Origin of the sequence: Faecalicatena contorta (assembly GCF_021531995.1) — a bacterium.
Lineage (GTDB): Bacteria > Bacillota > Clostridia > Lachnospirales > Lachnospiraceae > Dorea_A > Dorea_A contorta_A.
On record NZ_JAFBIZ010000130.1, the window covers coordinates 1 to 7,310 of the forward strand.

Annotated in this window: 8 protein-coding genes and 1 riboswitch; all 8 genes read right to left on the reverse strand. The window is 44.5% G+C overall.

Going from position 1 to position 7,310, the window contains the following annotated elements; translation table 11 throughout:
• Positions 1–37 precede the first annotated feature (37 nt).
• The 8 genes from JQM82_RS13490 to greA all read right to left on the reverse strand — a co-directional run bounded on the left by JQM82_RS13490 (position 38) and on the right by greA (position 7,132).
• Entirely contained in the window at positions 38–634 is a 597-nt protein-coding gene (locus JQM82_RS13490) for a DUF3841 domain-containing protein (protein WP_235250902.1), read from the reverse strand.
• A gap of 136 nt (positions 635–770) precedes the next feature.
• A complete protein-coding gene (cytX, locus tag JQM82_RS13495; RefSeq protein ID WP_235250903.1) occupies positions 771–1,946 on the reverse strand; it encodes a putative hydroxymethylpyrimidine transporter CytX in 1,176 nt (391 codons plus the stop codon).
• 2 nt (positions 1,947–1,948) lie between these two features.
• Positions 1,949–2,770, reverse strand: coding sequence for a bifunctional hydroxymethylpyrimidine kinase/phosphomethylpyrimidine kinase (gene thiD, locus JQM82_RS13500; RefSeq protein ID WP_235250905.1), 822 nt, complete (start codon positions 2,768–2,770; stop codon positions 1,949–1,951).
• 80 nt (positions 2,771–2,850) lie between these two features.
• Positions 2,851–3,504 (reverse strand): HAD family hydrolase, encoded by a 654-nt coding sequence (locus JQM82_RS13505; RefSeq protein ID WP_235250906.1) that lies wholly within the window; start codon positions 3,502–3,504, stop codon positions 2,851–2,853.
• Positions 3,501–4,142 carry a thiamine phosphate synthase gene (gene thiE, locus JQM82_RS13510; protein WP_235250907.1) on the reverse strand — a complete coding sequence of 214 codons (642 nt, stop codon included), beginning with the start codon at positions 4,140–4,142 and terminating at the stop codon, positions 3,501–3,503. The genes JQM82_RS13505 and thiE overlap by 4 nt, the downstream gene beginning before the upstream one ends.
• Entirely contained in the window at positions 4,129–4,950 is an 822-nt protein-coding gene (gene thiM / locus JQM82_RS13515; protein ID WP_235250910.1) for a hydroxyethylthiazole kinase, read from the reverse strand. The genes thiE and thiM overlap by 14 nt, the downstream gene beginning before the upstream one ends.
• Positions 4,951–5,068: 118 nt before the next feature.
• Positions 5,069–5,181: riboswitch (TPP riboswitch) on the reverse strand.
• Between the two features lie 42 nt (positions 5,182–5,223).
• Positions 5,224–6,612, reverse strand: a complete 1,389-nt coding sequence (locus JQM82_RS13520; protein WP_235250908.1) for an MATE family efflux transporter — start codon at positions 6,610–6,612, stop codon at positions 5,224–5,226.
• Between the two features lie 16 nt (positions 6,613–6,628).
• Positions 6,629–7,132, reverse strand: coding sequence for a transcription elongation factor GreA (gene greA / locus JQM82_RS13525; protein ID WP_235250909.1), 504 nt, complete (start codon positions 7,130–7,132; stop codon positions 6,629–6,631).
• Positions 7,133–7,310: the final 178 nt, after the last annotated feature.

The following is a 7,310-nucleotide window of genomic DNA, read 5'->3' on the forward strand; positions in this document are numbered from 1 at the left end:
ATTATATATAATCCCGGTACGTTTTTCCAGTCATATTTTAATTTTCACCGACTGTTTCTCCCGGTCTTACAATTCGTCGAACCCATTCTTTTTTAATCTCCCATAGATTGCCACATACATTGAAGATCGTCCATTCATCGATCTCAAAAGCCCGTTTCCAGCTTTCCCGTATCCTTTTTACCTCCTCCGGATACATTCCTTTATACCGGCCTTCGAAAAATTCGAATCCATTTACAACTCCCAGCTCTTTGAGATGCTTTTTGTATGCTTTTTCATCTTCTGCATCTTTCGGAAGATAGATACGATTCAGCACATAGTCCCATTTCACATCATCAAAATATATGATCTGGTCTTCCGGAACTTCCAGCTCATATACAACCGTTCCCGGAATTGGCTTCAGACAGTTTTCCACGCTGATGGAGCACCAGATCGGTGCCTGAACATCTTCCGGCTTGGGTACTCTCTTTGCCGCTTCTTTTGTAAACCAGTCATAACTCTCCATAAAAAGCGGGGCAATATCTCCAAAGTGCATCTCCACATAGATCCGGTGATTGATAATCCTTCCGTCCCGTTCCAACTGATACAGTGTCTTATCGTTCTGTCTTGTATACAACTTCACCATTTTCTGATTCATCCGTTCCCCTCCTGTCCGACATCAGTTTCCACTATATTCAGAGTATCAAAAACATCGCACAATAGCAAGCCTGCTACTATTTCTCTATAAAAAAGATTGCTGCAAAAGGATTGATTGTCCTTTGCAGCAACCTTTTTTATTTCATGTTCTTATATGTAAGTTTGTGTACTATAAGACAGATGATTATGGTAATTACCATATCCGGCAGAGTATTTCCAATCGGCATGTCAATATTCATGAGGAAACGATATACGATGAATCCAATTACCCATACAGCCATATTCGGGATATTTACCACTCTGCTGCTTGTATCTTTTTTAAGCAGGAAGAAATCTGCGATCTGAATTGCAATCATCGGCGCAAATACAGAACCTATCAGATACAGGAAATCCGTAATATTGTCCATTGGGTATACGATTGCTCCAATCGTTCCAATAACCGTTACGATGACTGCAATATACTTTCCATTCCAGCCCGAGACGATCGACTCACTGGATATTCCGGCGGAATATGCATCCAGAAACGTTGTCGTAACTGTAGAAAAGACAATGATCAAAAGACCTGCGATTCCAAGTCCGGCCTTTACCATGATCTGTGCAATATCGTATTCTCCGGTATAGATTGCAGCACCCATGCCGATCACATACATCCAGCTGCTGACAATTCCGTATATCACTGCGCTGACAGCAGTTGCCCTTACGGGTTCTTTTGCCTCTCTGGTATAATCGCTGATCAGTGGAAGCCAGGATAATGGCATCGCCACAGACAATTCTACAGCAGCACCAAAGGTCATGCTCTCATCTGCCGCGACTCCGACTGCGTCCCCGTTAAAAAAGATGACTTTACACAGAATCAATGTCAGAATGAACAGAGCCGTCATCGCTACCACATTTACTTTACCAAGATTCGTAATACCGATCATAATCCATAGAATAATTAATACTCCAATGACCAGACACCAGACCCATCTACCGGTGCTGATCACTCCGTCGGCCGCAAGTGCACCGTCATAGATCATGATTGCAGTCCAGCCAACCAGCTGAAGTACGTTCAATACGGAAAAGAGAAGACTTCCCTTCTGACCAAAGCTCATCTTTACTGTTTCCATTGCACTGCGTCTTGCCTTTCCTCCGATCACACCTGCAAGAAAGAGCATAATGCATCCGATCACATGACCCAGAATAATTGCCAGAAGCCCCTTGCCAAATCCCAGCGGAGCCAGGTAGGTTCCTGTCAGTATCTCTGCAATGGAGACGCCTGCGCCGAACCAGATCAGGCCATTTTCAAAAATAGAGGTACGCTTTTCTTTCATAACTAATGCTCCTCCTCTTTCTCACATAACTGTGTATATTTACTGCTGATGTCAAACCCATGATTCATCGGGCCGCTTCCCTTACCCAGATCCATCATAGCGCCAAGCGCACCGGAAATATAGTCTTTCGCACGTTCTACTGCTCTATCAAGATCATATCCTTTTGCAAGATTTGATGCAATCGCACTGGAAAGCGTGCACCCGGTTCCATGTGTATTCGGATTATCAATCCGTTTGCCGTAAAACCACTGATAAGAGCCATCACGATATAACAGGTCATTGGCATCGTTCAGCTGATGTCCGCCTTTACATAATACCGCACAATGATACGTCTCACTGATATATTTTGCAGCAAAGATCATATCCTCTTCCGATTTTACAGACATTCCGGACAGAACTTCTGTCTCTGGAATATTCGGAGTCAGAACCGCTGCCATTGGGAGCAGATATTCTTTTAATGTAGCGATTGCCTCATCACTGATCAACTTGGATCCACTGGTCGCTACCATAACCGGATCAACCACAATATTCTTTGCGCTATAACTTTTTAGTTTCTTTGCAATCATTTTAATTAACTCACTGGATGAAACCATCCCTATTTTCACTGCATCCGGGTAGATGTCGGTAAAGATACAGTCCAATTGCTCTGCTAAAAATTCCGGAGTTACCTCCATTATTCCTGTTACACCGGTCGTATTCTGTGCAGTCAGAGCGGTGATCGCACTCATGGCATACACACCATTCGTGATCATCGTCTTGATATCTGCCTGGATGCCGGCGCCTCCGCTGGAATCGCTTCCAGCGATTGTTAATGCTGTTCTCATACGTTCTTCTTCCTTTCATTTTCGCATTAATTTTATAAAGCGACATAAGGTGGTGCCCCCAATCTGCCGCATGTGGACCGTCAGATCTCTTTCCAGAAATCTTCAGCCGTTCGCAGATCTGCATAATATAAATCTGCAGTTTTCTTTATCTCTTCCTGATCGTTATCGCTGAACCTGTCATATACGGCTGCCGTATAAAATCCTGCTTTTTTTGCAGTCCGGATCGCATGCAGCACATCTTCAAATACACAGGTATCCCCTGGCTTTGTTCCCAGATATTCTGCCGCTTTCTGATAGATAAGCGGCTGACTTTTTCCGGCGCCTACTTCGGAACAGGTAAAGATTCTTTCAAAATAATGTGCAATCCCCAGTCTTTGGAATGCCGCATCGATATGATCTCTTTCACTTGATGTAGCAATCACCATCGGGATCTTTCTTTGCTTCATCTTCTCCAGGAGTTCCTTCACTCCCGGTTTCAAAGGTGCCTCATAATAATAAAAATCCTGAACTGTATGGAGGATTCCTTCTATGATCTGGTCTGTGCTTTGACTCAGATGATATGTTTCCTGCATATAGCAGGCTGCTTCCTCCACCGTCATCGGGAACAGAAGCCTGCTTAACCCCGGTTCGGGTTCAATCTTCTGTTTTTTCAGGTAGCGGATGCCAGCTTCTTCCCAGATCTCCATGGAATCCAGAAGCGTTCCATCTACATCAAATATGGCTCCTTTTATCATGCTTCCACCATTTCTTTTGTCAATTTTTTCAATTCTTTTGTAGCGTTTTTAATGTCTTTTTGCGCAAATATCGCACTGATAACGGCAATTCCGCATATACCGGTTCCAGCCAGTTCTGAGACATTATCCCTACTGATTCCGCCAATTGCGATGACAGGAATACTCACAGCATCACAGATCGCTTTCAAAGTCTCGTGACTTACATCCGCTGCATCCGCTTTAGAATCGGTATGAAAAACCGCCCCGACTCCCAGGTAATCTGCACCTCTTTCTTCTGCAAGCCGAGCCTGCTCGACCGTCTGTGCAGATACTCCGATAATCTTATCCGGACCCAGTTTTGCACGCACATCTCCGGCTTCCATATCACTTTGTCCTACATGTACTCCATCCGCATCCATTGCCAGCGCAATCTCCACATTGTCATTGATCACAAAAGGAACCTGATAACGTCTGCATAATTCCTTGATCTCTTTTGCCTCTTCCAGGAACTTCTCTTCATCCAGTTCCTTCTCTCTGAGCTGTACGAACGTGGTTCCGCCTTCCAGCGTCTTCTCAACCTGGCTGTAAAGAGTCTCTCCATTCAGCCAGTGGCGGTCTGTCACCGCATACAATAACAAATCCTTCTTATCGCACTTCATATTTTGCACCTTCTTCCAGTGTTCCGGCGTCCATATTGTAGATTGCATCAATAATACGATTGCGATAGGTAGAGTTCCCGTCACCTTCCTGCATTCTGCTCCATCCGATCTCTCCTGCCAGTCCCATCGTACATACGGCTGCCGCAGCTGCCTCCAGCTTATTCTGAGGATTTGCCACTACAAATGCAGTCATCATACCCGACAGCTGACATCCTGTTCCTGTAATTTTGCCCATCTCCGGACGGCCATTGCGGATTACAAAGCACCGGTCTTTGTCACCGACCAGATCAATTGCTCCGGTAATCGCCACGATGCATCCTGCTTTTTTCGCAAACTCTTTTACGAATGCAACAGCGCTGTCCAGGGTATCTTCCGTTACTGCATCAGCCACATCCGCATCTACACCTTTGGTTGTCCCGCTTCCCTGAACCAGCGTTTTAATCTCTGAGATATTGCCACGAATGACATCAAACTGAATCTCATCCATCAATTTTATGGCTGTATTTGTACGAAGTGCACTTGCTCCGGCACCAACAGGATCCAGAAGCACGACATGTCCCAGTTCATTGGCTTTCTTTCCTGCCACAAACATTCCTTCGATACTTCTCTGATTTAAAGTACCAATATTAATATTCAATCCTCCACAGATTGTTGTAATATCAGCTACATCCTCCGGTTCATCTGACATGATCGGACTTCCGCCGCAGGCCAACAGTACATTCGCAACGTCATTTACCGTTACATAATTCGTAATATTATGCACCAACGGTACCGTGTTTCTTACATTTTCAATACAATTTCCCAGCATCATTCATTCCTCCTTATTTCCTTTTATTTTTCTGTATGCATTTTCTGCATTCTTGCTGAAGGATCAGAACCAGTTTCAGACAGTGCAAAAACGGACATGCCATCACAGGCATATCCGTCATTCCATACACGATATTTCCCTACGTTGGCATTATCCAAATCAGGTCTATGGGTCAAGGCACATTCAGCCTACTCTCAGCCGGATCATGTACCGGCTCCCCGTTCTGGTTCATATACAATAATCATTATACTACTTCTGAGACATTTTGCAAATTCATTCTGACATTTCTTTCGAATTTAGCGTTTCGCGGTTTTCTGTTTTTATTTTTCGCATCCTTATAAAATAATAAACAATCAGCAGTATCATGGATGCGATTCCGGAGATTGGATAAGAGAGCATCACGACCTCCAGTGTATGGTGCTTCGGAAGCACCAGAAGTATCCACGGCATGCGCACCAGGAAAACGCCAGCCAGGTTAATGGCTGTCGGTATCGCCGCATCTCCCAGTCCTCTGAGCGCCCCGGAGGGAATCTCCATAAACACAAATAATATATATACCGGAACAAGATAATGAATCATATATACACCGATATCAATTACATTTCCATCTGTTACAAACAGATAGAACATCGGCCGGCAGAATCCAAGGAGCATCATCTGTGCGGCACCGCAGACGATCAGCGCCAGACCCAGGCATATTTTTACACTTCGAAAGACACGATTCATCTTTCCCGCCCCATAATTCTGCCCCACAAACGTTGTGACAGTCGCTCCAAATGCGCTGCAGACCGTCCAGAAGATCATGTCCATCTTATTATATGCGGCCCATGCGGCTGCTGTATCCGTTCCAAAACTGTTGATGGCAGTCTGTAATATAATGCCGGTTACCCCGGAAATACAGAACTGCAGTCCTCCCGGGAGTCCTACCCGAAGTTCTTCCCACAGGATTCTCCCGTCAATCCGGATCCCTGTCGGAACTAATCTCATATCCGGATAAGCATTCATCAATGTGTACGCAACAATCAACGCACAGACAGCCTGTGATATGACAGTTGCAATCGCCGCTCCTGCAATCCCCAGCCGAAGAAACACTACAAAAACTACATCCAGCACAACATTCAGCACACTGCAGATGATCAGATAGTAAAGCGGACGTCTGGAATCACCGACGGCTCTCATGATTGCCGATCCCATATTGTATGTAAGCGTTGCAAGCAATCCCAGAAAGTAGATCCTGAGATATACGATTGAATCCTTCATCACATCCCCCGGTGTCTTCATCACTTCCAGGATCCACGGTGTGATACACCATCCAATCATCGCCAGAATTACACTGATCACAATCGAAAATGCATATGCTGTATGCAGACTTTTATGTAGCTTTTCCAGATTCTTGGCTCCAAAGTACTGGGAGATGATCACTCCCGCACCGGTAGCAAGTCCGCTGAAAAAGTATACCACAATGTTCGTAAGCATTGCAGCCGATCCCCCTACGCTGGCCAGCGCCTGTTTCCCCACAAACCGACCAACAATTGCCGCATCCGCCACATTGTATAACTGCTGAAAAACCGTTCCCAACGCAATCGGAACAAAGAAAATCAAAACCTGTTTCCAGATCACTCCTTCTGTGATCGGATTGATTTGTGATAATTGTTTTTTCACTGTATTATCTTTCCTTCTAATACTTTCTGATCGTATCATTCGAGTCATCCGTAGATTTGTCAATCCGCTTAATGATCACATAATATCCTTCATTTCCATTTGTCTGCACAAATACTCGGTCTCCGACTTTATGCCCCTTGATTGCCTTCCCGAGCGGTGATTCAATACTTATGAGCCCCTGCAGCGAGTTTCCCCGGATACTTGTTACCAGGCGATACGTTTCCAGTTCATCATCATCTTCAAAATACACATCAACCGTATTATTAATCCCAACCTCATCCGATTTTGATACATCCGACACAATTTTCGCATTCTTCAACATTTTTTCCAGATAACGAATCCGACTCTCATTCCGGTTCTTGTCCTGCTTTGCAGCCTTATATTCAAAATTTTCACTCAGATCGCCCTGAGCTCTGGCTTCTTTCACAGCTTCAAGCTCCTTTTTGCGGACTACAAGCTTACGATATTCAATCTCTTCTTTAATTTTCTCCACATCACTGTTTGTTAACTGTTCACCCATAACACACACTCCCTTGTCTGAATCATAATATTGTCTGTTGGATATTGTAACTCAGGCGGGGTGAAATTGTCTATGGGGACGGAGGATTTTTAAAAATCCTCCGTCCCCATAGACAATTTCACCTGTCCCCTTTTTATATTTTCCGAAATGTACATACAATTCTTTCTCGATTTTTTCT